The 2,147-nt window shown below is 59.4% G+C and carries 1 protein-coding gene and 1 pseudogene; both read left to right on the top strand.

Going from position 1 to position 2,147, the window contains the following annotated elements:
* Positions 1-60: 60 nt before the first annotated feature.
* Positions 61-582: pseudogene (locus AB1I47_RS33640) on the top strand (IS5 family transposase); the annotation flags it as partial.
* 517 nt (positions 583-1,099) lie between these two features.
* Positions 1,100-2,147: group II intron reverse transcriptase/maturase (gene ltrA, locus AB1I47_RS33635; protein WP_354687966.1), on the top strand; the 1,048-nt coding region annotated here is incomplete at its 3' end.

The following is a 2,147-nucleotide window of genomic DNA, read 5'->3' as shown; positions in this document are numbered from 1 at the left end:
AGTCATCGAGACATTGGGTGAGCGCGTTGTCATAAGCGTGTCCATGATTCAGGTCCTGTGATGAAGCGACAGATCAGTTTTGCGGAAGCAGAAAGCCACGGCAAGAAGCGTGTGACGCGCCGCCAGCGCTTCCTGGCGGAGATGGAAAGCGTGGTGCCGTGGGCGCGCCTGATTGCGGCGGTCGAGCCGTACTACCCCAAGGGCAAACGTGGACGGCCGCCGATCGGACTGGAGCGGATGCTGCGGATTTACTTCCTTCAACAGTGGTACGGGCTGTCGGACGAGGCACTGGAAGACGCGCTGTACGACAGCATGGCGATGCGGGCGTTTGCCGGGATCGACCTGGCAGTCGAGGCGGTGCCAGACGCGACCACGCTGCTGAAGTTTCGCCGCCTGCTCGTCGAGCATGAACTGACGCGAAAGCTGTTCGACGAGATCGGCATGATGCTGTGCGAGCGGGGACTGATGATGAAGGAAGGCACGATTGTGGATGCCACCATCATCGAGGCGCCACCGTCGACCAAGAACAAAAAGAAGAGCCGCGACCCGGAGATGCACCAGGCCAAGAAAGGCAATGCTTGGCGTGTGTCACGAACGCAGGCTTAAGTCTGCGATGCTGTACTGAAGATGGGAGTAGGCCTTCCGGAGTCGGCTTGCAGGAGCAGGCTCCAAACCACTCGGTGCTGCTGCGTTCAAAAGGCGTGGTAGTGAGCGACCGGGGAAGTTGTCCGCAGAGGATGGCGGGTACGTGCTGAGAAGATGAGCGAAAGCAAACCGTCCGATGACGCATCGTTATTGCCTAGGACGCTGTCGAAACTGAGGTTGGCCAAGCGCCTCAGGACAAACCGGGACGGCACCTGTTTACGGGCCCGGTGGCAGCCGGTGTATAGGCGGCATGATCTCAGCGCAGGCTTTGGTACGGAACGTGAGAACCTTGCTCCAGATGTGAAGGGAAATGACAAATGGCAGACACCATGAGGAAGAATACCGATGCTGGAGTGAGGGGCGGAGCCGCCCGTAGTAGTGTTGAAGTTCCTGTAATGGGAATGGAGCGAAGGGGCGGCGTTATCCTGCTGACGAACGCGGTCAACCTGCGGGGATGAGCGGCGTGAAATCGGCGAAGCCGTACAACATTGCGAAGCGCACGGTATGGGAGGCATACCAGCAGGTCAAGGCCAACCGTGGAGCTGCCGGGATCGACGATGAAACCATCGCCGAGTTCGAGCAGAACCTGTCGAAGAATCTGTACAAGCTGTGGAACCGGATGTCATCGGGGTCGTATTTCCCGCCACCGGTCAAGCAAGTGGAGATTCCCAAGGCGTCGGGAGGTACGAGAAAGCTGGGGGTGCCCACGGTCGCAGACCGTGTTGCGCAAACCGTGGTCAAACTGGTCATTGAGCCGGGTCTCGACGCGATCTTCCATCCGGACTCCTACGGGTACCGGCCGGGGCGGTCTGCGAAGCAGGCGGTAGCGATCACTCGTGAACGTTGCTGGCGATATGACTGGGTGGTGGAATTTGACATCAAGGCAGCCTTTGATCAGATCGATCATGGACTGCTGATGAAAGCGGTGCGCACCCACATCAGGGAAGACTGGATACTGCTATACATCGAACGGTGGCTGGTTGCACCGTTCGAGACAGCGGACGGGGTGCGTGTGCCCCGCACGCGGGGCACACCCCAAGGCGGTGTGGTCAGTCCGATCCTGATGAACCTGTTCATGCACTACACATTCGACCGATGGATGCAGCGCACCAGCCCAAACTGTCCGTTTGCCCGCTACGCGGATGATGCGGTGGTTCACTGCAATAGCCGCAGGCAGGCGGAATACGTGATGCGGTCCATTGCAGCACGGCTGGCAGCTTGTGGGCTGACGATGCATCCGGAGAAATCGAAGATCGTGTACTGCAGAGACAGCAACCGCAGCGAACGCCATCTGCATGCGAGCTTTACGTTTCTCGGTTTTACGTTTAGGCCGAGGAAGGCGCGCAGCCCGCAAGGGGGGCCTTCTTTTACCAGCTTCCTGCCGGGAGCCAGCGAGAGTGCCTTGAAGCGGATGCGGCAGGCAGTGCGGGGTTGGCGACTCAATCGCCAGACCCATGTAACCCTTGCCGATGTGGCGAGACTGTACAACCCAGTGATACACG

It is taken from the genome of Cupriavidus necator (genome assembly GCF_040578825.1).
In the GTDB taxonomy this organism is placed as follows: domain Bacteria; phylum Pseudomonadota; class Gammaproteobacteria; order Burkholderiales; family Burkholderiaceae; genus Cupriavidus; species Cupriavidus necator_E.
This window is presented reverse-complemented; position numbering and strand designations above follow the sequence as displayed.